Source organism: Salinilacihabitans rarus, assembly GCF_024296665.1.
Classification (GTDB): domain Archaea; phylum Halobacteriota; class Halobacteria; order Halobacteriales; family Natrialbaceae; genus Salinilacihabitans; species Salinilacihabitans rarus.
Window position 1 is genome coordinate 858,091 of the sequence record NZ_CP100762.1, and the last position, 21,935, is coordinate 880,025.

25 protein-coding genes and 1 tRNA gene are annotated in these 21,935 nt (G+C 69.3%); 12 read left to right on the forward strand and 14 right to left on the reverse strand.

Features of this window, described 5'->3' with window-relative positions; genetic code table 11:
* Positions 1–61 precede the first annotated feature (61 nt).
* Entirely contained in the window at positions 62–481 is a 420-nt protein-coding gene (locus tag NKG98_RS04565; protein WP_254768480.1) for a universal stress protein, read from the forward strand.
* A 9-nt stretch (positions 482–490) separates the two neighbouring features.
* Here the strand turns inward: NKG98_RS04565 and NKG98_RS04570 are convergent, their stop codons facing one another.
* The 3 genes from NKG98_RS04570 to NKG98_RS04580 all read right to left on the reverse strand — a co-directional run bounded on the left by NKG98_RS04570 (position 491) and on the right by NKG98_RS04580 (position 1,804).
* A complete protein-coding gene (locus tag NKG98_RS04570; RefSeq protein ID WP_254768481.1) occupies positions 491–940 on the reverse strand; it encodes a universal stress protein in 450 nt (149 codons plus the stop codon).
* Positions 941–991: 51 nt separating this feature from the next.
* Positions 992–1,441 carry a universal stress protein gene (locus NKG98_RS04575; RefSeq protein WP_254768482.1) on the reverse strand — a complete coding sequence of 150 codons (450 nt, stop codon included), beginning with the start codon at positions 1,439–1,441 and terminating at the stop codon, positions 992–994.
* A 75-nt stretch (positions 1,442–1,516) separates the two neighbouring features.
* The gene (locus NKG98_RS04580) at positions 1,517–1,804 is read right to left on the reverse strand and encodes a DUF8072 family protein (RefSeq protein WP_254768483.1); all 288 of its coding nucleotides are present in this window, start codon (positions 1,802–1,804) and stop codon (positions 1,517–1,519) included.
* 225 nt (positions 1,805–2,029) lie between these two features.
* Between NKG98_RS04580 and NKG98_RS04585 the strand changes: the two genes are divergently transcribed.
* Positions 2,030–2,479, forward strand: a complete 450-nt coding sequence (locus NKG98_RS04585) for an OsmC family protein (protein ID WP_254768484.1) — start codon at positions 2,030–2,032, stop codon at positions 2,477–2,479.
* Between the two features lie 24 nt (positions 2,480–2,503).
* Here the strand turns inward: NKG98_RS04585 and NKG98_RS04590 are convergent, their stop codons facing one another.
* Positions 2,504–3,235, reverse strand: coding sequence for a DsbA family protein (locus NKG98_RS04590; RefSeq protein ID WP_254768485.1), 732 nt, complete (start codon positions 3,233–3,235; stop codon positions 2,504–2,506).
* A gap of 106 nt (positions 3,236–3,341) precedes the next feature.
* Between NKG98_RS04590 and NKG98_RS04595 the strand changes: the two genes are divergently transcribed.
* The 4 genes from NKG98_RS04595 to NKG98_RS04610 all read left to right on the forward strand — a co-directional run bounded on the left by NKG98_RS04595 (position 3,342) and on the right by NKG98_RS04610 (position 5,063).
* Positions 3,342–3,890 (forward strand): hypothetical protein, encoded by a 549-nt coding sequence (locus tag NKG98_RS04595; protein WP_254768486.1) that lies wholly within the window; start codon positions 3,342–3,344, stop codon positions 3,888–3,890.
* Positions 3,887–4,357, forward strand: coding sequence for a hypothetical protein (locus NKG98_RS04600; protein ID WP_254768487.1), 471 nt, complete (start codon positions 3,887–3,889; stop codon positions 4,355–4,357). The genes NKG98_RS04595 and NKG98_RS04600 overlap by 4 nt, the downstream gene beginning before the upstream one ends.
* An 83-nt stretch (positions 4,358–4,440) precedes the next feature.
* The gene (locus tag NKG98_RS04605) at positions 4,441–4,800 is read left to right on the forward strand and encodes a winged helix-turn-helix domain-containing protein (protein ID WP_254768488.1); all 360 of its coding nucleotides are present in this window, start codon (positions 4,441–4,443) and stop codon (positions 4,798–4,800) included.
* A complete protein-coding gene (locus NKG98_RS04610; RefSeq protein ID WP_425504387.1) occupies positions 4,797–5,063 on the forward strand; it encodes a DUF7521 family protein in 267 nt (88 codons plus the stop codon). Before NKG98_RS04605 ends, NKG98_RS04610 begins: the two co-directional genes overlap by 4 nt.
* A gap of 37 nt (positions 5,064–5,100) precedes the next feature.
* On the opposite strand, the gene NKG98_RS04615 is transcribed toward NKG98_RS04610, so the two are convergent.
* Positions 5,101–5,406, reverse strand: coding sequence for a CGCGG family putative rSAM-modified RiPP protein (locus tag NKG98_RS04615; protein WP_254768489.1), 306 nt, complete (start codon positions 5,404–5,406; stop codon positions 5,101–5,103).
* 81 nt (positions 5,407–5,487) lie between these two features.
* Positions 5,488–6,744, reverse strand: a complete 1,257-nt coding sequence (locus tag NKG98_RS04620) for an MFS transporter (RefSeq protein WP_254768490.1) — start codon at positions 6,742–6,744, stop codon at positions 5,488–5,490.
* A gap of 123 nt (positions 6,745–6,867) precedes the next feature.
* Here NKG98_RS04620 and NKG98_RS04625 point away from each other — a divergent pair, with 123 nt between their 5' ends.
* From NKG98_RS04625 to NKG98_RS04640, 4 genes are all read left to right on the forward strand, one after another.
* Positions 6,868–7,221: an SHOCT domain-containing protein gene (locus tag NKG98_RS04625; protein WP_254768491.1), complete on the forward strand. Its 354-nt coding sequence runs from the start codon at positions 6,868–6,870 to the stop codon at positions 7,219–7,221.
* A 467-nt stretch (positions 7,222–7,688) separates the two neighbouring features.
* On the forward strand, positions 7,689–8,609 hold the full coding sequence (locus NKG98_RS04630; RefSeq protein WP_254768492.1) for an ABC transporter ATP-binding protein: 921 nt from the start codon (positions 7,689–7,691) through the stop codon (positions 8,607–8,609).
* On the forward strand, positions 8,606–9,409 hold the full coding sequence (locus NKG98_RS04635; protein WP_254768493.1) for a hypothetical protein: 804 nt from the start codon (positions 8,606–8,608) through the stop codon (positions 9,407–9,409). The genes NKG98_RS04630 and NKG98_RS04635 overlap by 4 nt, the downstream gene beginning before the upstream one ends.
* A 79-nt stretch (positions 9,410–9,488) precedes the next feature.
* Positions 9,489–10,754, forward strand: a complete 1,266-nt coding sequence (locus NKG98_RS04640; RefSeq protein ID WP_254768494.1) for a hypothetical protein — start codon at positions 9,489–9,491, stop codon at positions 10,752–10,754.
* A 222-nt stretch (positions 10,755–10,976) separates the two neighbouring features.
* Here the strand turns inward: NKG98_RS04640 and NKG98_RS04645 are convergent.
* From NKG98_RS04645 to NKG98_RS04655, 3 genes are all read right to left on the reverse strand, one after another.
* Positions 10,977–11,051 (reverse strand) — tRNA-Glu (locus NKG98_RS04645).
* A gap of 83 nt (positions 11,052–11,134) precedes the next feature.
* Positions 11,135–12,280 (reverse strand): DUF7343 domain-containing protein, encoded by a 1,146-nt coding sequence (locus NKG98_RS04650; protein WP_254768495.1) that lies wholly within the window; start codon positions 12,278–12,280, stop codon positions 11,135–11,137.
* 58 nt (positions 12,281–12,338) lie between these two features.
* On the reverse strand, positions 12,339–13,496 hold the full coding sequence (locus tag NKG98_RS04655; protein WP_254768496.1) for a metal-dependent hydrolase family protein: 1,158 nt from the start codon (positions 13,494–13,496) through the stop codon (positions 12,339–12,341).
* 108 nt (positions 13,497–13,604) lie between these two features.
* Here NKG98_RS04655 and NKG98_RS04660 point away from each other — a divergent pair, with 108 nt between their 5' ends.
* Complete coding sequence (locus NKG98_RS04660) at positions 13,605–14,183, forward strand: MBL fold metallo-hydrolase (protein WP_254768497.1); 579 nt, start codon at positions 13,605–13,607, stop codon at positions 14,181–14,183.
* Here the strand turns inward: NKG98_RS04660 and NKG98_RS04665 are convergent.
* Both NKG98_RS04665 and NKG98_RS04670 read right to left on the reverse strand, forming a co-directional pair.
* Complete coding sequence (locus tag NKG98_RS04665) at positions 14,180–15,004, reverse strand: ATPase (RefSeq protein WP_254768498.1); 825 nt, start codon at positions 15,002–15,004, stop codon at positions 14,180–14,182. The two genes, NKG98_RS04660 and NKG98_RS04665, sit on opposite strands and share 4 nt — an antisense overlap.
* Positions 15,001–15,267, reverse strand: coding sequence for a DUF5827 family protein (locus NKG98_RS04670; RefSeq protein ID WP_254768499.1), 267 nt, complete (start codon positions 15,265–15,267; stop codon positions 15,001–15,003). Before NKG98_RS04670 ends, NKG98_RS04665 begins: the two co-directional genes overlap by 4 nt.
* A gap of 269 nt (positions 15,268–15,536) precedes the next feature.
* Here NKG98_RS04670 and NKG98_RS04675 point away from each other — a divergent pair, with 269 nt between their 5' ends.
* A complete protein-coding gene (locus NKG98_RS04675) occupies positions 15,537–17,456 on the forward strand; it encodes an aldehyde ferredoxin oxidoreductase family protein (protein ID WP_254768500.1) in 1,920 nt (639 codons plus the stop codon).
* Between the two features lie 16 nt (positions 17,457–17,472).
* On the opposite strand, the gene NKG98_RS04680 is transcribed toward NKG98_RS04675, so the two are convergent.
* The 3 genes from NKG98_RS04680 to NKG98_RS04690 all read right to left on the reverse strand — a co-directional run bounded on the left by NKG98_RS04680 (position 17,473) and on the right by NKG98_RS04690 (position 21,774).
* The gene (locus NKG98_RS04680; RefSeq protein WP_254768501.1) at positions 17,473–20,493 is read right to left on the reverse strand and encodes an FAD-binding and (Fe-S)-binding domain-containing protein; all 3,021 of its coding nucleotides are present in this window, start codon (positions 20,491–20,493) and stop codon (positions 17,473–17,475) included.
* 119 nt (positions 20,494–20,612) lie between these two features.
* Positions 20,613–21,215: a superoxide dismutase gene (sod, locus tag NKG98_RS04685; protein ID WP_254768502.1), complete on the reverse strand. Its 603-nt coding sequence runs from the start codon at positions 21,213–21,215 to the stop codon at positions 20,613–20,615.
* A 196-nt stretch (positions 21,216–21,411) separates the two neighbouring features.
* A complete protein-coding gene (locus NKG98_RS04690) occupies positions 21,412–21,774 on the reverse strand; it encodes a DUF7344 domain-containing protein (protein ID WP_254768503.1) in 363 nt (120 codons plus the stop codon).
* Positions 21,775–21,935: the final 161 nt, after the last annotated feature.

Genomic DNA, 21,935 nt, shown 5'->3' on the forward strand with positions numbered 1-21,935 from the left:
CGACCCGCCGCTCGGGGTACAAGCTATAACTCCGACTCCGGTGTGAATTGCGCTGGTACGCATGTACGATACGATCCTCGTTCCGATCGACGGCAGCGACCGCGCCAACCGCGCCGTCGAGTACGCGCTGTCGCTCGCCGACCGCTACGACGCCACACTCGACTCGCTGTACGTCGTCGAGACCCACCGGTACGGCGAACCCGCGCTGAGCAGCGCCGAAATCGTGATCAACGAACTCGAAGACCGCGGCGAGGCGGAACTCGAAGCGATCGCCGAGCGGGCCGACGACGCCGGCATCGAGTCCGCGTGGACCCTCCGTCACGGCGCTCCCGCGGCCGAGATCCTGACCCGGGCCGACGAGGTCGACGCCGACCTCGTGGTCCTGGGCCACCAGGGGCGAAGCCACACGCGCACCGACCGCATCGGCAGCGTCGCCGAGCGGGTCGTGCGCGACGCCGACCGGCCGGTGCTCACCGTCTGAGCGGCCGGACTACCCGTCTGCGGGCTCTTCCTCCCGAACGATCGTCACCGATCCCGGCGAGCGGCGGGCGACGCGCTCGGCGACGCTCCCGAGCAGGAAGCGCGCGAGTCCGCGGCGGCCGTGGCTCCCGAGGACGACGTGGTCGACGTCGCGTTCCTCCGCGCACCTGATTATCGTCGGCGCCGTCCGTCCGATCTCGGCCACCGTCTCGACCTCGACGTCGTACTCGCCCGCGAGCGCCTCGGCCTCGGCCAGCAGTCGCTCGGCGGACTCCTTCGACCGCTCGAACGCCTCCTCCGAGTAGTAGAAGCCGTCCATGCCGTCCCCGGTGGACCACTCGCGGGGGTCGTTCACGTGGAGCACCAGAACCTCGGCGTCGGGGTACGTCGAGAGCGCGTGGCGAAGGGCGGCGGTCGACTGGGACGATTCGTCGAACGCGACGAGGATTCGGGTCGCCATGGGCGTCCGATCGACGCCCGAGGATAAAGTCCTGACAGCGTCGGACGGAGATCACCGGATCAGCGTGACGCGAACCGGCGCGCGGAACGCCACCGCCTCGGTGACGCTCCCGAGCAGGAGCCGCGACTCCTCGTCGCGGCCGTGGCTGCCCATGACGATCGCGTCGATATCGTGATCGACGGCGTAGTCGACGATCTCCCGGTCGGGCCGGCCGACGACGGTCTCGGTCTCGACGTCTGCGCCGCGGTCGGCCGTCGTTCGCCGGACGTCCTCGAAGAGGTCCGCGGCGTGTTCGCGCGCACGTTCGTACCATTCCGCGGAACCGTGAATCGGCTCGACGCCGGTTTCGAAGGGGACGCCGTGGACGCTGTAGCCGACGTCGGTCGGGTCGACGACGTGTAACGCGACGACCGTCGCGTCGGGGTGCTCTTCGAGCGCGACTTCGAGCGCCCGTTCGGACAGCGGCGAGCCGTCGACCGGAACGAGGATGCGATCGACCATCCGGTCGGACTCCACCGGGCAGTGGCAAAAAGGTCCCGTGCCCGCGGCCGAGGTCCGACGACGGGCCGTCGTCGGTCACCGGGCGTCCGCCGCCGCGGCCTCGACGACCTCGCCGGTCATCGACCAGCCGTCGTCGGCCGGTCCCTTGCGGCCGACGAGGATCGCGTCCCCGTCCTCGCTGGAGACGAACCGGTAGGTGGCGCCGGCGTCGTCCTCCCGGGTCGCCTCGGCACGGAACTCCCGCTGGAAGAACTCCGCGGACGAGACGCGGAACACGGCTTCCGTGCCGTCGTCGAGCGCGAGCCTGACGGGGTCGGGCGTCACGTTGTGGATTCGCTTCGCGATCGGGTTGAGGTCGGCCATGCCGGACGAGACGCTCGACGCGGACGAGACGGTTTCGGTCGGAATCGACACGTCTCCGCGGAACGAATTGCCGGTATCTGTGACGATCGCGGGGTCCCGCTTCTCCCGCAGACCGGGCGCTCGGGCACCCGAGGGCGTGGCCGGCCACCGCTCGCCCGTCACCGATCCCCGCGTCGACGTTCCGGGACCGAGTAGTTGATGAAACTTCCCAAGAGTTGTTAATTTATGAGTGAATCAGAGCGGCTGGAGCGTTTCGCGGTGACGGCGACGGCCGAGAGCGGGACGAGGACCGCGGTGACGACCCGCGGGTTCGAGTTCGTCGTCGACGAACCGGACGACCTCGGCGGGACGAACGAGGGGCCAAACCCCGTGGAGTACCTGCTGGGCGCCTGGGCGGGCTGTATCAACGTCGTCGCACACACCGTCGCCGACGAGCGCGACGTCGACCTGCACGACGTCGACGTCGAACTCGAAGGCGAACTCGACCCCGCCGCGTTCATGGGGATGGCCGACGACGTCCGCCCGGGCTACCAGTCGATCGAGGTGACCGTCCACGTCGACGCCGACGCCGACGAGGAGACGCTGCGCGAACTGCTCGCCGAGGTCGAGGACCGCTGTCCCGTCGGGGACAACATCGAGAACGACACGCCGGTGACTCTCACCCTCGACGCCTGACCGTCGCCGGGCGGCGCCGGACAGTCAGGCGTCTTCGATCCGTTCTATCGCCTCGTCGAACCGCTCCGGCGGCTGAGCGCCGACGAGCGTCCCGGCCGTCTCGGACGCCGGGTCGAAGACGACGAACGTCGGCGTCCCCGTGATCCCGAACGAGCGCGCCAGTTCCGCGTCGGCGCCGACCGCTTCCTCGAACGTCGACCGGCGATCCGCGAGACACGTTTCGAGCGCGTCGGCGTCGACGCCCGGGACCGAGCGCGCGTACCCGACGAGCGCGTCGGCCGCGGCCCACCCCGAGTTCTTCTCGCCCTGTTCGTCGAAGACCGCCGCGTGCCAGTCCCAGTAGACGTCCGGCTCCGAGCCGCGAACCTGCTCCCAGACGCACCGCGCGGCGACCGCGGCGGTCATCGAGTCCGCCCCGAAGTACGGCACCGGGACGAAGACGATGCGGACCCGGCCCGGTTCCACGTGCGTTCGGACGACCTCCGGGAGGGTCTCCCGTTCGAACCGCTCGCAGAACGGACACTGGAAGTCCGTCCAGTAGTACATCTCGAGCGGCGCGTCGGGCGACCCCATGATCGGCTTTCCGGTCAGGTCGACGCCGAGTCCGGACGTCTCGTCGCTCGCGTGAAACGACGGGGACAGGTCGTGTGCCGCGTCCTCGTCCGACCGCGCGCGGTAGTAGGCGGCTCCGCCGCTGCCGAGCGCCACGACCGATCCGGCGAGGAAGGCGCGACGGGACGGCTGATCGAGCGTCATTCGTCGTGTCCGGTTGCCGTCGCCGCCCCGTAACGGACTCGCCGATTCGCTGGGTCAGCAAATCGGAGTCGAACCTTTCAGTCGGTCGGCCGTTCGTTCGGACCGGATGTTCGCCCGCGACTCGATCCGGCGATACCTGACGAACCTCTCTGCAGCACTGTCGTACCCGTTCGAGACGTGGCGGGGGACGGTCGGGCTGGTCGTCGCGACGCTGGCCGTCTACGTCCTCCTGATCCTGAGCACGATGCCGACGTTCTCGCTCCAACTGCTCGGCGACGGTCTCCGCTGGTTCGACTACGCCCTCCTCTCGCTCACGGAGACGGTGTACCGGACCGACGGGGCGACGGGTCTCGCGGTCGTCGCCCTCTACGCCCTGCTCTCGGGCGTCGCGATCGTCAACACCGTCGCACAGCTTCGACTCGTCGGCCCCTCCGGCCTCGCCGACGTCTCCGGCGTGCTCCCCGGCGTCCTCGCGTCGGGCTGTGCGAGTTGCGGCGCCGGCCTCCTCGGCTTCCTCGGGTTCGCCGGCGGCATCGCGGCGCTCCCGTTCGACGGCGCGCTCCTCCGCGTCGGCGGCCTCTTCCTGCTGGCGTTCTTCCTCGGGCGGGCGGGCCACCCCGAACGCTGCGCGCTCGCGACGGAGGTGGGCGAGTGACCGACCTCGCCCCGTCGATCCGGCCGGGTCGACGCGCGGTCGCGTGGGGCGTGGCCACCGCCGTCGGCGTGTTCTCGCTGTTCGGACTCGTCACCGGCCTCGTCCCGAACCCGCTCTACGTCCGGATGGTGCCGCGGACGCCGACCGACTACCTGTTGCTCGCGCTGACCGCGCTGCTCGCGGGCGCGTACGTCACCCAGCGGCTGGCGGCCGCGTCCCGCGAGGACGCGGACGGACGCCTCGACGGGGACGGCGCGGACCGCTGGGCGGTCGGCGGCCTGATCGGCGGGTTCCTCGCCGTCGGCTGTCCGGTCTGTAACGCCGTCCTGCTCGCGCTGTTCAGTTCGTCCGCGCTCATGACGTACTTCGATCCGCTGCGGCCCCTCCTCGGCGCGCTCTCGGTCGCGCTGCTGGCCGGGCTGATCGCCGTCCGCCGCCGGCGGTCGTGTCCGACCTGCGAGCCGTGACGGCTCGACCGTCGCTCTCGGGCGACCGTTCGCGGGTTCCGAAAACCGTCGGCTATTTGTCCGCGCGTCGTGACCACGAATCCGTGCAACGGGAGGGAGACGCGACCCCGGGGGACGTATTTCAGCTCCTCGCGGACGAGTACGCGCGGCGGATCCTCGTCGCCGCGGATCGGCGGCCGATGACCGCGAAGGACCTGAGCGACGCCTGCGACGCGTCGCTCGCGACGGTGTACCGTCGCGTCTCGACGCTTACGGAACACGACCTCCTCGAAGAGCGGCGGTCGATCGGACCGGACGGCACGCACCGAAGCGAGTTCGAGACGGTGCTCGAAGGGCTCCACGTCGACCTCTCGGAGGGGGAGTTGACGCTGACCCTCGATACGCGCGACGAACTCGCGGACAACTTTACGTCGCTGTGGGACGACCTCCGGGGGAGTAGATGATCGAGGCGCCGCTCGTCGTCGCCAAACTGATCACGCTCGCGCTGAGCCTCGTCGTCGCGTATCTGGCCTTCCACGCCTACCGCCGACACGGGCGCGAGCCGATGCTGTACGTCTCCGCCGGCTTCGTGCTCATCGGCGCCGGCGCGATCTGCGAGGGGCTCATCTACCTCGTCTTCGGGACCTCGATCCTCTCGGCCGGGCTCATTCAGGCGGCGATCGTTTCGAGCGGACTGGTCCTCGTCCTCGTGTCGCTGACGAAGTGAGCGTCGACTCGCCGGCAGGCGGCGCGTGCCGTTCGCGCTACCGGACGTGGACGCGCGTCACGTGGCCGCCACAGCCACACTGCTCGACGTACTCCCAGTCGGCGTCGCCGCCGAAGGCGTCGGCCAGCGTCTCGTACAGGTACGTCGAGGGGTGGCCGTGGTCGCCGTGGGTGACGAGGTTGACGTGGTTCCCGGGCGCGGTGTGCTCGACCGCCTCGACGGCCTGCCGCTCGACCAGCGCCCGGTTTCCCGCGTGCCGAGGTTTCTCCAGGTTCGCCGACCAGGAGTTGTCGTGCGTTCGGTCGGTGACCGGTTCGGCCTCGTCCTCGTGTGCGGCGGTCATACGCGTCGGTAGGCCGTCGCGACCGAAAGGCGGCGTCCCGAATCCGTTCGGCCACACGACGTGGTTCGGAGCCGCCGTCGGTCACCGCTCCCCGCCGTCCGGGGAGGACGGACACCGACGCGCGAGGGTCGTGCCGAGGACCGCCGCGGCGCCGGCGAACGCCGCGAGTACCGCGAACAGGACCGTCGGCGTCGCGTACGTCAGGACGATGCCGGCGAGGGTCGCGCCCAGCGCACCGACGCCGAACAGCGCGGCGTAGGTGTAGCCAAACGAGAGGCCGCGCACGTCGGCGGCGGTGTACGCCGAGACGACCTCCTGGTTGATCGGCGAGACGCCGAAGACCGCGAGGCCGAGGAGACCCGCGACGACCGCCAGCGGGACGAGCCCGGCGGTTGCGGCCGGGACGAACGCCAGCGCGAGGGCCGCCAAGAGGCCGTAGGCGCCCACGAGCGCGCGCTCGGCCCGCACGCGGTCGACGACGCGCCCGCCGACGTACTGGCCGAGGCCGCCGAGCAGCAAGAGCCCCGAGTAGACGTACTGGCCGGACTCGAACTCGCGGCCGGCGAGTTCGACCGCCCCGAGTCGCGGCACGTCCGCCAGCACGTCGGGCAGGAACGTCAACACCCCGCGGTAGTAGAGCCCGTAGAGGATTCCGATCGCGAACACGACCGCGAACCCGCCCGCGAACAGCGCCTTCGTCCCGGCGACGAACGCGCCGAGGTCACGGATCTCGCCGCGGCCGTCGCCGTCGCTCGCGAGCGCCGCGTTCCGGGCCTCGCTGCCGGCGGTCTCGTCGAACTCCAGGCGCACGACGAGCAACAACGCGACGGCGACGGGCGCGACGAGCGCGGCGGCGACGACCCGCCAGTGGACGAACGCGAGCAGGGTCGCCGCCAGCAGCGGGCCGACCGCGACCCCGACGTTGCCCGCCGCGCCGTGGTAGGCGAACGCGGTCCCCCGCGCTTTCGCCCCGCGGCTGAGCAGCGACAGCCCCGCCGGGTGGTAGAGGCTCGCGGACGCGCCCCACGCGAGCAGGGCGACCGTCAGGACGGCGAGGTTCGGCGCGACGCTGACGGCCGCAAACGAGGCACCCATCCCGGCCAGACAGCCGACGACGAGCCGCTTCGAACCGTACCGGTCCGCGAGCACGCCGCTCGGGAGGGCGCCGAGCCCGGTCAGCGCGTAACTGGCGCCGACGACGGCGCCGAGCGACGCCGCCGTCGTGGTGTAAACGTCGAGCCAGACGACCACGAAGATCGGAATGACCAGTTCGTACGTGTGGAACGCGGCGTGGCCGACCATGGCGAACGCCGTCAGCGCCCGGTCGTTCGCGTCCATGGGTGTCCCCTTCGAACGATCGACAGTAAAACCCGAGGTGGGGCCGGCGGCCCTTCTCGCATCGATCCCCCTCCCGCTCTCGCCGGCCGCCCCTTCAAGAGGAGCGCCGTCGTAGCCCGATACATGTCGGCCGACGACCCCCTGATTCGGACGCTCCTGATCGTCGTCGCCGCGATCGTCCTCCTTCCCGTCCTCGCGATGGCGTTTATGATGCCGATGATGGGGCTGTGGGGCGGACACGTGTGGAACGGGGGGCTGTGGGACGGCACCGGTGCGGTGTGGACGTGGCTACTGCTGTCGCTTCCCCCGCTGATCGTACTCCTCGCGCTCGGCTACCTCCTGTACCGCGCGCTCCGCGGGTCCGGCGGACGGCGGCCCGACCCCGCGATCGAGGAACTGCGGGCCGCCTACGCCCGCGGCGAGATCGACGACGAGGAGTTCGAACAGCGGCGCCGGCGCTTGCGCGAGGAGACGTGAGAGGGTATCCCCGGTCTCCCCCGGCCCCCGACCTCGCGGGTCGGCTTCGACAGCGGCCCGGAGTCGCCCGATCCGGACGGCGCCCTTCCGGCGGACCTCCTGTGGGTGAGTCGGGAGGGGTGCCAGCCGACGACCCCGAGGGCGGCGAGGACGCCGATGGCGACGGAGACGTCGAGTACCTCGACGAGGTCCGCGGTCGGCCCGACGGGGTGTGACAGCCCATTGACTCAAACACAGTAACGTGAATCGTCTGACCAAATGTTAGATATACGATACATTTATCAGCGTCGCATACGACGTCTTCGGTGTGACGAGCAGACGGATACCCTGGATCGAGGAGTCCGGTCGCGAACTCCTTCGCTCGCGGGGAGATATCGGGGACGGCCTACAGCAGGGGGAACACCGGTGATCGTGAACGCACCGCACCGACGGTACAGCGGCGAGCAAGCGATGGAGGGGCGGTAACCGTGGCTCCGGTCGAAATCGACGACGTTCGGCTCTCGTACGGCGACGTGACGGCACTGGACGGGCTCTCGATGGCGTTCGATCCGGGATTCAACGTCGTTCTGGGGCCGAACGGCGCGGGCAAAACGACGCTGTTTCGCGTCGGCGCCGGCCTGCTTCCGCCGGACGGCGGCGACGTAACGATCGACGGGACGGATCCCTTCGCGGACCCGTCGGTGAAGACCCGAATCGGGTACTTGCCACACGGCACGCCACTGAACGGCCAGCTGACGGTCCGTGAGAATCTCGACTACTGGGGGCGCGTACTCGGCCTCGACGCACGGACCCGGGCGGAACGGATCGAGCGGACGACCGCCACGATGGTCGTCGACGGCCTCCTCGACCGGTCCGCGACGGAGCTGAGTCGCGGTCAACGCCAGCGGGTGACGATCGCCCGGCTGTTGCTCGGCGATCCGCAAGTGCTGTTCCTCGACGAACCGACGACCGGACTGGACCCGAGCGCGGCGAAGGCGCTCCGGAATCAGTTAGCGGGCCTGGCTTCGGAGGGGCGAACCCTCTGTTACTCGACGCACAACCTCTACGAGGCCGAACTCCTCGCGGACGAACTCGTGGTCATCAAAGACGGGCGGGCCGTTGCCCACGGACCGAAAGACGAACTCGTCGGGCGCCTCAGAGGGGAGGGGGCGCGGGAGATCCGCATCGAGGCCGCCGTGGACCCCGAGACGTTCACCGAAATCGGGGTCGAGGCGCGTGACGTGCGGGACGGCTGGGTCGTGACGCTCCCGGCAGAGTGGTCCGTGAGCGATCTCGTCACGTCGCTCGTCGGGCACGGCGTCGCCATCGAAGCCGTCCACGAGGAGGAGGCGTCCCTCGAAGAACTGTACAGTCTGCTGACCGAGGACGAGGAGGTGAGGGCCCGATGAGCGCGACGCCGGGCTGGCGGACGCTCGCGAGAGCCGTGGTCTGGAGCGAACTCCGGGGGCGCGGCTGGCGGCTGTTTGCCTTTCCGGCCGGAGCGGGCCTGCTCTTCCTGGGTCTGCTCGGCGTCACTGCCGTCTCTCCCGGCGTACTCACGGGTACGACCCGCGAAACGCTCGCCGTGCAGGCGGGCCACTACTTCACCGGGATGGACAGCGACACGGCGCTCTTACTCGCGATGCTGGTCATTCAGGGGCCGTACTTCGTCGCCATGACCGGGGCGGTCCTGTCAGTGCTCATCACCCAGACCGGCGTCGGACAACGGCTGGCCGCCGGTGAACTGGAACTCCTGTTGAGCGGCCCCTATCGCGAGCGGGAGGTGTTCGTCGCGCTGGTCGCCGGATCGTTCGTCCTCGCGTTGCTGATGATCGGCGTGCTGGTGGCCATCGCCTTCGGAGGATCGGTACTCGTTCTCGCGTGGGCCGACGTGTCGCTGACGACGGACGCGTTCCGGCTCCTCGGAACCGGTCTCCTGACACCGATCCCGCTGGCGCTGTGGACGACGTTCCTCGCGGTCGTCGTCTACCTCCGGTTTCCGGACACGCCCGTCAACGGCACGGAACCCGGCAACCTCCTCATACTGGTCGGCATCCTGCCGGCGGTGTCACTCGTCGTCGTGCCCACCGCGGTCCCCTCGATCGACCCGCTCCTGCTCTCGGTCGGTGGAATCGCCGTCTCGCTGGCGGCCGTCGGAATCGGCTGGGTCAGCGTCAGACAGTGGCTGGACGTAAAGACGCTCTTGTAGACACTGTCAGCAAAGTTCTATATTTATAAGTTCTTTTAGCCTGTCGAATCTTTATGTCCTCTACCCGGAATTATGAGGTATGTCCAGTGCGGCGGCACTCTCAGAGCCACAGGTCCTAGCTCACGCCAAACGTCGACTCTTTCCTAACCCTGACGAGCCGAACACGTACTCGGTCGTCGATACCCAGTTCGCGATGGAGGAATGGCTCTCGGGCCAGCCCGTTTCACCCGACATCCGCGAGCAGCTCGCACCGTTCAATCACGTCCGGCTGGGAACGGGCTACCCGGATCTCGTCGGTGTACGCCCCCTTGAGTCGGACCTCCTCGCCATAGAACGTTTCGGTGACCAGCCGCCACTGGTCGCTGTCGAGGCGAAGGGGTATACCGGCTCTGATACGGTCGATGTCGAACGCGGCATCGTTCAGGCGTATGATCGCCTCCACGAAGCGAACGCCGCCTACGTCGCGGCACCTAGCCGAGCCATCTCACCGTCAGCGCAGACGCTCGCTCGTGAACTCAACGTGGGTGTCCTAGGCGTTGACACAAGTGGAGACGTAGAGCCGCTCGAAGTCCCGCGCGTCGTCGGCAACCGGACCTCCGACGACGCGACCGCCATCCGCTTCCAAGCTACGGCTCAGGGCGTTGCCAACAAGTCCTTCGGGCTGAACCACCCGAAGAATTACCTTGGCGTTCCGCTCGCGCTGTATCACCCTGACGACACCGACGAAGTACTCGCCAAATACGTTGTCCGAGCCACAGACGATGCTCGTCGAGGTGCTGCGTTCCTTGGGCTGATTGAAGAGCGTCCTGATCGTGTTGATCTCACACCACTTGGCGAGGAGGTGGTCCGGTTTGCGTTGAGTCAATACGAATCAGTCGGCGCTGCACTGAACGTCTTTGAAGAGTGGCAGGGTTCACAAAAACGGTTCTCCGACCTGGCCCCAGAGTGGGGATTGCTTACCAGACGGGTGGTCTGGACGTATCCGGCGACGCAGATCCTCGTCGAAGAACTCCAAACGATGCACGATGATGGGATCCACGAACCGTCACTCGTTGACCTTGTTGAGTGGTTGCACATCCATCATCCAACGTTTACAGTCGAACTGTTTCTGCGCGGAACGGATGACGTCCGGAGCCGAGTGCTTGACGCAGAGGGTAACATTCAGGCGGACGAACTTGTAGACGGAAACGTTTTTCATTCACCGACGGTCTTCCAGCTGAAAGCGATGCTGTATCACGGCGGAATACTTACCGAGCGAGGTGCGGAGCCTCATCGGCTCACTCCCCAAACTGACGTCTGGCAATTACGCGAACCATTGGATTTCAATCCCTCTAATACTGAGTAGCAGAGCAATCCATGATATTAGTCCAACATTATGCAGAATCTGATAGGAGGGTCGTGCGAGATACAACGCGCATATCGGTCACAGCTAAGTAGCTAATCAGCGCCAACTTCGAAGTTCCGGCCTTGTTTAGACGCGCGGAGTGACAGTCTGTTCCTTTGAGGTGACATGATTGTGCCACCTTTCTGTCACGGACAAACCCACCGGAACGCGGAAAGGAAGGAGTGCTCCGACGGGGATTCGAACCCCGGTCATTGCCTCGAGAGGGCAATATGATTGGCCGGACTACACTATCGGAGCCCGTCTGACTGCACTCGTCCGTTGTCCGGTACGATGTTTAAGGGTATCGTTTCGGTCCGGGAATGCAGACCGTTCGCACAGCGTCACTCGTCGAACGGCGACTTGGTGGCCTCGGGTTCGAACCCTTCGAGGCTGATGATGTTCTCGCGGCCGACGCGGAGTTTGCTGATGGTCCCCTCGTCCTCCATGTCCGACAGCAGCATGCTCACCTTCGACTTCGACCAGCCGGTCTCCTCGACGATGTTGACCTGCTTCATCCGGCCGCCGTTCTCGCGGATGAGTTCGACGACGCGGTCCTCGTCGGTGAGCAGTTCCTCCTCGGAGATGGGATCGGGGTCGGACGCCGCCCGGTCGTCGGCGGCCTCGGCTCCACCGGCGGGGGCCTCCGGCGGGGAGCCGTCGTCGCCGCGCTCGCGCGAGCGGAACCAGACGAACGCGCCGCCGAGGCCCGCGACGACCGCGAGCAGGCCGCCGACGAGCAGCCACGAGCGCGACTCCCCGTCGGGGCCGGTCCCGTCGCCGCCCGGGGACGCCGTCGGCTCTTCGAGGACGATCCGGGGCTGGCCGTCGAGGAACTCCCGCTCGCCTTCCCACGTGATGGAGGTGGCGTCCTCGATCGAGGCGGTGTTGTACTCGGGTTCGGGCAGGGCGCTCGTAACGACGAGGTCGTCGCCGGGGACGATCACGAGTTTCTGATCGGCGCCGATGTAGAGGCCGCCGTCGAAGACGTCCCCGACGACGACCCGGCCGTCGTCCTCGACCTCGGCGAAGCCGGTCCACGTGAACGACATCTCGACGACCCCCTGCGTGTTGAGCCGCCGTTCGACCCCGGCCGAGCGCTCGAAGTCGGTCGCCTCCATCTCCCGGCCGGTCTCCTGTGCGCCGGCGTCGGTGAGCGCCGCGGCCTGCTCGGTGAAGCTGACGTAGAAGTCGGTCTCTTCCTCCTCGAAGCGATCGGCGAACGTCTCGAAGTTCTCCCGTTCGGTCTCGTTCGTGAGGAGCCGTTCGTGGCGGAACGTCCACTCGGCGGTTCCGTTGCCGTGGACGGTGATCTCGAAAGTCGTGCTGTCGAACTCCGGGGAGGAGACGGCCGCGGTCCGGTCCGTCGACGTGACAGTCGCCGCGCTCGCTGGCTGGCCGTCGCCGAGGCCGACAGCCGCGACCGGGCCGCTCGCGCCCGCGACCAGAAGAAAGAGCGCGACGACCCCGGCGAGGACCGACCGATTCATTCGTCTACCACTTCGTGCCGCGAGTAAAAGAGCTTGTGAATGGCCTCCGGCGCGACCACTACGTCCGGTGAACGGTTCCGTCGGTCAGCACGTGCGTCGGCGCCTCCCAGGCGGTCGGATCGTCGAGCGGGTTCCCGTCGAGGACGACGAGGTCCGCCCGGTAGCCGGCCTCGACGCGGCCGACGTCCGACAGGCCGAGCAGCGAGGCGGCCTCGACGGTGGCTGCCTCGAGCGCCGCCGCCGGCGAGAGGCCGTGGTCGACGAGGTACCCGAGTTCCGCGGGGATCGAGCCGAACTCGTTGAACGGCGTGCCGGCGTCGGTCCCCATCGCGATCCGGACGCCCGCCTCGCGGGCGTGGTCGAAGGCCTCGTCGAACGCGTCGAGCGCGGTCTCGGCCTTCGCGACGGCCTCCGCGGGGATGCCCGCGTCGCTCCCGGCGTCGACGATGGAGTGGAGCGCGCTCGCCGTCGGCACCCATCGGGTGCCACGCTCGGCGAGCAGGTCGGCGGCCGCCCGGTCCATGAACGTCCCGTGTTCGACGCTGTCGATCCCCGCCTCCGCGACGGCGACGATCCCCTCGCGGCCGTGGGCGTGGGCGGCCGACGGCACGTCGGCGGCGTCGGCGACAGCGGCCGCGGCGTCGAGTTCCGCGCGGGTCAACTCGGGCGCGCCGGTGCGCGTCCCGGGCGTCAGGACGCCCCCGGTCGCGATGCACTTGACGACGTCGGCGCCGCGTTTGAGCTGTTCTCGCGCGGCCGCGCGAACCTCGTCGGCGCCGTCGGCCTCGCGGCCGAACCAGTGGCCGTGACCGCCCGTCATGGTGACGGCCTCGCCGGCGGCGACCACCCGCGGGCCGGGGATGGTGCCGTCGGCGACGGCGCGGCCGGCGTCGACGGCCATCGACCCCCAGCTTCCGAGGTCGCGGACCGTCGTGACGCCCGCGTCGAGCGCCCGCCGGAGGTTCGCCGCGACCCGGTAGGCCCCGGCGTACGGGCTCTCGGTGCGGTAGGTCGAGACGTCGGGCCGGCCGTCGAACGCGAGGTGGACGTGTGTGTCGATCAGACCGGGCGCGACGAACCGGTCGGAGACGTCGAGTTCGCGGTCGGGGTCGGCGTCGACGTCGCCGACGGCCGCGATCGATCCGCCCTCGACCGCCACGTCGGCGGTCCGTGCGCCGTCGGCGTCGACGACCGTCCCGCCGCGGAGTACGAGCATGGATCACACAGTACGCGCGGGCGACAAAATACTCCCGGCTGACGCCGGCGCCGGCACCGACGCCGACGTGTCGACACCGACAAACCCCCGGGTTCCGTACCGGTGGCTATGATCTCGAACGTGGCCCAGGGCGTTCGGGCGTTCACGAGCAACGTCTTCCTCGTCGGCGGCGACCGGCCCGTGCTGGTCGACCCCGGGGCGAACTTCGACGTCGTCGAGCGACTCGACTCGCGCGTCGACGACCTCGACGCGGTCGTACTCACCCACACCCACCCGGATCACGTGGGGAACCTCGCGGCGGTGAAAGGGGCCTTCGACGTCGAAGCGTGGGGGTTCGACCCGTCGATCGACGGCGTCGACCGCGCGGTCGACGACGAGGAGACGGTCCGGCTTGGCGACCACGAGTACGTCGCCCTCCACACTCCCGGCCACAAGGACGACCACCTCTGTTTCTACGCCGAGGAGCCGGGAATCCTGTTCGCGGGCGACCTCGTCTTCCAGAACGGCGGTTTCGGTCGGACGGACCTCCCCGAGGGCGACCGGGAGACGCTGATCCGGAGCATCGACCGCGTGCTCGACCGTATCGACCCCGACCTCGCCGAACTCCACACCGGCCACGGCCCGAGCGTGACCACCGACCCCTACGGCCACGTCGAACTCGCGGCCCGGATGGCCCGGCAGACCTAGCGGCCGGCGACTTCGAGCATCGCGTCGTAGGCGTCCGCGTACGCCCGCGCGACGCGCTCCGGGTCGCGCCGGTCGTCGCTCCCCAGCGGCGGGAGGGGGACGCGTGCGACGGGGTCGAGGTAGTCGATCACGTCCGGCACCCGCTTCTCGAGGCGGCCGTCCTGCGGGCTCGATCGGGCGACCTCGCAGGCGCGCCAGTAGCGGTCGCCGCGGTAGATCCGCGCCCGCCGGGGTTCGACGACGGCGACGGCCGCCACGCGGGCGGGATCGAGCGACCGGAGCGGACGGGCGACGTCGCCGTAGGACTCGACGACCGCGAGGTCGGCCGCCTCGACCTCGGCGGCCAGCGCGTCGAGCGCGGGGGCGTGGCGTCGCTCGACGGCCGCGTTCAGTTCGTCGACGGTCTCGACGGCGTCGGCCGCCCCGAGCGGCAACCGTTCCTCGACGGCGGCCGGGAGGTCGGCCGTCGCGTTGACGACGTACGTCTCCTCGCCGGGCCGGCCGATGCGGTCGACGACGAACTCCCGGTCGGACCGGCCGAGCAGCCCCGTGCCGCCGTCCGGCGCCGGCTGCCAGAGCCGGTGGACGGGGTTGAGCGCCTCCGGCTCCCGGCCCCGACCCTCCGCGGCGGCGAGTCGCGCGGCGTCCTTGCCGTAGAGGCGGCCGTCGGCGAGCGCGCGCCGGCAGTCGTCGTGGTCGAACCAGAAGTCGTTGCCGGCCCGGGGCTTGTAGCCCGCGCCGCCGACCCGTTCGAGCAGGCCGACCGAGAAGGTGGTCTTGCCGGCGTCGACGCGGTCCGCGCCGGCGACGAGGAAGATCATTCTTTCAGGCCGTAGAAGCCGGGTTCGTCGTCGCTGCGCGGTTCGGCGACGACGAGGTCGTCCGCGTTCGTCATGATCCACGGGATCGCCCAGTCGAGCAGGACGTCCTCGGTCTCGCGGTCGATGTCGGCGTCGGGGTCGAGCCCCTGCAGCAGGCGCGCGATCTCGTAGACGGTGTACATCCGGTCGCCCTCGAGCAGTTCGTCGGCCGTGTAGAAGTCACAGGGGTGTAGCTGGTCGAACTCGTCTTTCGAGACTGGCATACCCATCGATACCCCCGTGAGGTCCCTAAACGGTGCGGTTTCGACGCCTCACCGTCGGGCTCGCTCGATCCGGACGAGCCCGTCGTTCCACACTCGGAGCAGCGGTTCTTCGTCTCGTACGTGCACCCACAGACCGGACAGCGGAGGACCGGTCCGTCCCAGCGCCGTCACCGCCTCGATCGGCCCCGCACCCGATCGACCGAAGGGGTCGATCCAGCGAGTGGGAATCACGGGTCATCATTATTCACGTCCGTTTCCTTCCCCCGCGTATGGGCTACTGGAAACGGCTCCTCGAAGTCGACCTGACCGGCGGCGACCACGGGACGGAACCGCTCTCGGAGGAGTTCGTCCGGACGTATCTGGGCGGGGCGGGCTTTACGACGCGGCTCCTCTACGACGAGGTCGGCCCCGACGTCGACCCGCTCGACCCGGAGAACGTCCTGGCGATCGCGCCGGGACTGCTCGTCGGCCCGTCGGTGCCGACGGGATCGAAGACGACCTTCGGGTTCAAGTCCCCGCTGACCGGCGGTTACGGCAAGTCGCTGGTCGGCGCGAAGATGGGCGACCAGCTAAAACGCGCGGGCTACGACGCGCTCGTCGTGAAAGGGGCCTGCGAGGGGCCCTCCGTCCTCGTCGTCGACGACGAGGAGGTGCGCATCGAACCGGCCGACGACCTCTGGGGGCTCGACACGCGGGAGACCCACGAGCGCCTCGAAGAACGGTACGGCTCCGGCGTCCGGTCGGCGGTGATCGGCCCGGCCGGCGAGGCGGAGTCGCGCATCTCGATGATCGAGTGCGAGGACCGACAGGCCGGCCGCGGCGGCCCGGGCGCGGTCATGGGCTCGAAGAACCTCAAGGCGATCGCCGTCAGGGGCTCGAAGGACGTCCCCGTCGCCCGGCCCGAGGAACTCGAGGAGCTAAACCGGAAGTGGCGCCTCGAGACGACCGGCCGCGGCGAGATCGAGATTTCGGGGACGGGCGACGCCTCGGTGGACGTCCAGTACGGCACCGGGGAGGCCTTGGACGCGAAGAACACCGCCCTCGGGATCTTCCCGACGCGCAACTGGCAGTCGGGGTACTTCGAGCGGGCCTACGAACGTCTCGACGATCGGTCGGCGGACCGCATCTCTATCGACCCCCGCCACTGGACCGAGGAGTACGTCGAGACCAAGCGGCCCTGTCCGTACTGTAGCAAACCCTGCAGCCAGTGGTTCGAGGCCGAGGACACTGCGTACGGCGACGTCGCCGTCGACGGGCCCGAGTACGAGACCCAGTACGCCCTCGGGGGCAACGTCGAGGTCGACGACATCGAGGCCGTCGCGAAGGCCAACGAGATCTGCGACCGCCTCGGTCTGGACACCATCGACGCGGGCAACGCCATCGCGTGGGCCATGGAGGCCGCCGAACGGGGGCTACTCGACGAGTTCGACGCCGACGTCGAACTCGAATTCGGGAACGCGGAAACCGTCCTCGAACTCCTCCGGCGGATGGGCCGCGGCGAGGGCGACCTCGGCGAGTTGCTGATGGACGGGCACGTGCGGGCGGCCCGGCGGGTCGGCGCCGGCGAGGAGTTCGCCGTCCACGTGAAAAACCAGTCGCCGGCCGGCTTCGAGCCCCGCGGCATCAAGGGGATGGCCCTCGCCTTCGGCGTCTCACCGCGCGGGGCCGACCACCTCACCTCCTGCCTGTACGCCCTCGAGATGAACGGGAACTTCTGGGAGTTCGAGAACTACGACCGGACCCGGATGGACGGGAAGGCTCTGGCGCTGAAGTCGATGGAGGACCTGATGGCGGTCTACGACGCCACCGGGATCTGCAAGTTCACCCGCGGGCTCACCCTCGCGGAGGGGGTCCGCGAACTGGTCAACGCCATGACCGGCTTCGACCTCACCCGCTCGGAACTGCTCACCGCCGGCGAACGAACCTACAACCTCTCGAAGGCGTTCAACGTCCGCGAGGGGTTCGGCCGCGAGGACGACCGGCTACCGCCGCGGTTCACCGAGCCGGTTCCCAACGGCCCGAACGAGGGCGAATCGATCGACGAGGAGCGCTACGAGCGGGAACTCGACCGGTACTACACCGCCCGCGGCTGGAACGTCGAGGGAGTGCCGCTGGCCGAGACCCTCGCGGAACTCGACCTCCCCGACGTGGCCGAAGCGGTGGGCGTGACGAACGAACTCCGGGCGTAGGCCCCCGGTGGCCGACTCACTCGGCCAGCGCCGCCGCCACCGCCTCGACCGGGTGCGGGGGCCGGTCGCGCCCGTCGAAGTCGCCGATCTGGGTCCGACAGGAGGCGCCGGGCGCGACGACGACCTCCCCGTCGCTCGCGTCGAGGCGCTCGCGCAGTAACTCGCCGATCGCCAGCGAGAGGTCGTGGTGTTCGGCCTCGTAGCCGAAGCTACCGGCCATCCCGCAGCAACCGGAGTCCAGCGGGTCGACCGCGTAACCCGCCCGCCGGAGGACGCCGACGGCGTGGTGGTCGGCGCCGCGGGCCTTCCCGTGACAGTGGCCGTGGTACGCGAGCGACGTCGCCGGCGCGTCGAACGAGAGGCGCTCGTCGAGGCGCTCGCGGTCGAGGTACTCGCAGACGCCGTAGGCGTTCGCGGCGAGGCGGTCGAGGCGGTCGTCCGAGAGCAGCGAGGCGTACTCGTCGACGACCATCGACGCGTCAGACGGTTCGACGAAGAGGACGGACCACCCCGCCTCGACCCGCGGGGCGAGCGCGTCGACCAGCGCCTCGGCCCGCTCGGCCGCGAGGTCGAGTCGTCCCTGCGAGTAGGCCGCCCGTCCCGTCGGCCCGAGGTCGGGGACCTCCACGCGGACGTCGGCGGCTTCGAGCACCTCGACGGCCGCCTTCCCCGGGTTCGGGTACGAGTAGTTCGTGTACGTGTCCGGGAACAGGAGGACGCGGTCGGTCGCCCGCGCGGAGTCCACGCGCGGGCCACCCCTGGCGTCGAACCACCCGGTCAGCGACTGCCGGCGGAACGCGGGGAGCGAGCGGTCGGCGGCGACGCCGAGCGTTCGCTCCAGCAGCCCGCGGGCGCCCGGGAGGTCGGCCGCGCGGTTCGCGACCGGGGCGAGCGCGCTCCCGAGCGCGGACAGGCGGTCGACGTTCGAGAACAGCCGCTCGCGGAGGCTCACCCCCTCGCGGTCGTGGTACTCGTGTTTCACCTCCGCCTTGAGTTTCGCGAGGTCGACGCCGGTCGGACAGTCGCTCTGACAGCCCTTGCAGCCGATACAGAGGTCGAGCACCTCACGCTGGAACCGCTCGTCGTACAGTTCCTCGGGATCGAGTTCGCCCGAGATGGCCGCCCGGAGCAGGTTCGCCCGCCCCCGGGTCGTCGCGATCTCTTCGTCGGTCGCGCGGTAGGTCGGACACATCACGTCGCCGCCGGTCTGCCGGCAGGTGCCACAGCCGTTGCAGAGTTCGACGAGGTGCGAGAACCCCCCATCGTCCGCGAAGTCGAGGGTCGTGGCGGGTTCGAGCGAGGCGTAGTCCGGGCCGTACCGGAGGTGTTCGCGGACGTCGGTCGGGTCGTCCTCGCGGTAGACGACCTTCCCCGGGTTCATGAGCCAGTCGGGGTCGAACGCCGACTTCACCTCCCTGAACGCCGCCCACAGGTCGGGGCCGTACAGCTTCGGGTTGAACGCCGTGCGCGCGAGGCCGTCGCCGTGTTCGCCGGAGAACGAGCCGTGGTGGTCCAGCACCAGCGAGGTGACGTCCTCGGCGATCGAGCGCATCGTCTCGACGCCGTCCTCGGTCTTGAGGCTCAGCACGGGCCGGATGTGTAACGTCCCGACCCCCGCGTGGGCGAAGTAGGCCGCGGTCGTGTCGTGCTCGTCGAGGATCTCCTGAAAGCCCGCGACGTACTCGGCGAGTTCGTCCGGCGGGACGGAGGCGTCCTCGACGAACGGGTACGGCTTCGGGTCGCCCTCCATGCTCATCAGCAGGGGGATGGCCGCCTTGCGGAGCTTCCAGAGTCGATCCTGCTCCTCGGTGGAGAAGGCCTCGACGGCCTCGAACGCCGCGCCCCGGTCGACGAGGTCGGCGGTCGCCGCGGCGACCGCGTCGGGGAGGGCGCCGACCGTCTCGTCGTCGAACTCGAGCATCAGCGCCGCCTCGGTGCCGTCGGGGATCGCCGCGGCGTACTCGGCGTACTCCGGGGAGTCGGCCGCCAGCCGGAACACCTCCCGGTCCATCAGTTCGACCGCGCTCGTCCCGAGGGAAAGCGCGTCGGGCACCGCCGACAGCGCTTCCAGCAGGTCGTCGTAGCAGGCGACGACGAGCGCGGTCTCGTCGGGCCGGGTGACGAGCGAGAGCGTCGCCTCGACGACGACGCCGAGGGTCCCCTCCGCGCCGACGAGGAGTTTCGAGAGGTTGACGACCCGCTCGCCGCCCTCGCGGTCGTCGTCGGCCGCCCCGGTCTCCCGCTCCCGGATCACCTTCTGCAGGTTGTAGCCGCTGACGCTGCGCTTGAGCTTCGGGTACCGCTCTTCGATCTCCTCGGCGTTGTCCTCGACGACGGCCCGGACGGTCCGGTAGATGGCGGCCTCGCGGTCGTCCTTCGAGACGATCCGCTCCCACTCCGGGCTATCGAGGACGACGTCCCGCGTGCGGATCAGCGAGCCGTCGGCGAGGACGACCGCACACTCCTCGACGTAGGCGTCGGTGATCCCGTAGCGCACCGAGTGGGCACCCGTCGAGTTGTTGCCGATGCCGCCGCCGATCGTCGCCCGGTTCGAGGAGGCGGGGTCGGGCGCGAACCGCAGGCCGTGGGGTTCGAGCGCGTCGTCGAGGTCGTCCTGAACGACCCCGGGCTGGACGACCGCGCGCCGTTCCTCGGGGTCGACGTCGACGATCCCGTCCATGTGCCGCGAGAGGTCGAGGACGATACAGCCGGGGCCGACGGCCTGCCCGGCGAGCGACGACCCGGCCCCCCGCGGGAGTACCGGCACGCCGTGGTCGCTCGCGACGCGGACCGCCGCCCGAACGTCGTCGACGTCCCGCGGGAAGACCACGCCCGCCGGTTCCGCCCCGTAGACGCTCCCGTCGGTCGCGTAGAGCACGCGGGTGTACTCGTCGAACCGGACGTCGCCCTCGCAGGCCCGTCGGAGGTCGGCGGCCAGCCGACGCGACGCGCCCTCGCCGCGGTCGTCCGAGGTCGGTTCCGTCCCCGCCGTCGCCGGCCGCGTCGCGTCCGACGGACCGGAGTCCTGCGCTGCCATAGGCGCCCCATCGACGGGGACCGTGTTAAAGTGTGGTAGCCGCTGGCACGTGACGGGGGTGGCAGCCGCGACGCTGGGCGGCGCGACGTCGAAAAAACGTGAGGGCTACGGCTCGTCGCCTACTCGAAGTGGTCGAGACACTTCTGGTACTCCTCGCTCACCTTGTCCCAGTTGATCACGTCGAAGAAGCCCTCGATGAAGCTGCCGCGATCCGGGCCGTAGTCGTAGTAGTAGGAGTGCTCCCAGACGTCACACGCGAGGATGGGGTGGGCACCCCACAGCGCGTGGAGGTCGTGGCGGTCGACCTTGAGGTTGCGAAGCCGCTTCGCGACGGGGTCGTACACCAGCAGGGCCCAGCCGCCGGCGGCGCCCGCGGCGGCCTCGAACTCGCCTTTCCAGGCCTCGTAGGAGCCGAAGTCGGCCTCGATGCGGTCGGCGAGGTCGCCCGAGGGCTCGCCGCCGCCCTCGGGGGACATGTTCTCCCAGAACAGCGTGTGCAGGTAGTGCCCGCAGCCGTTGTGGGTCACGTTCTCCATCGCCGCGGGCGTCGACTCGAAGTCGCCCTCCTCGCGGTTCTGCGCGAGTTCCTCCTCGGCGGAGTTCAGGCCGTTGACGTAGCCCTGGTGGTGTGTGTCGTGGTGCCAGGTGACGACCTGTTCGGAGATCGCCGGCTCCAGTGCGTCGTAGTCGTACGGAAGGTCCGGTAGTTCGTGCTCAGTCATGATGGAACACCCGTGTTCGGTATCGTTCGCTCGCCTGTTAAGTTTTGAGGAGTGATACGGTACCACGCCGCACCGACGCGGTCCCGTACCTCGGTTCGGACTCCTCCCGGCGGTACCACCACAGGCGACGTGTTAAACCTTTCACGCGAGCGGCGGCTCGAACGGCGAGGACGGCGAGAACGCGGCGCCGGACCCGTCAGGCCAGTTCCTTGTGCTGGGCGTGTTCCAGCCACTCCTCGAGCGAGGGCTGGCGCCAGTAGCGGACCGTCTCGCTGCGCGCGTCGTGTTCGACGATCCCGGCGTCCTCCAGTTTCGGCAGGTGGACGTGCTGGAGGGAGGTGAGGACGTGCAACCGATGGTCCTCGGCGTGCTCCGGCGGCGCTTCGAGCGCGACGACGTGATCCGCGATCTCGTCTACCGTCGCCACGCCGTCCGGAGCGTCGTACAAGTAGTACAGCGCGTACCGTCGTCGCTGGTCGGAGAGGACGTCGAACACCAGGTCGAGCGACGGGAGCGGCCCCGCGGCCACCGCCGCGGACTCCCGCTCGGAGTTACGCATCCGCGAACCACCTACCGTGAGTTACCATTCGAAACCACCACGCACCTCTACTACAGCCGTCACATTAGCTGTTACGTGTGTCTCTAACGTGACGTTTACTCGGGGTGTCGCACGCGGGCAGGCGTCGGAAAACGGCGTCGTCGACACTTCTCCGTGCCGGA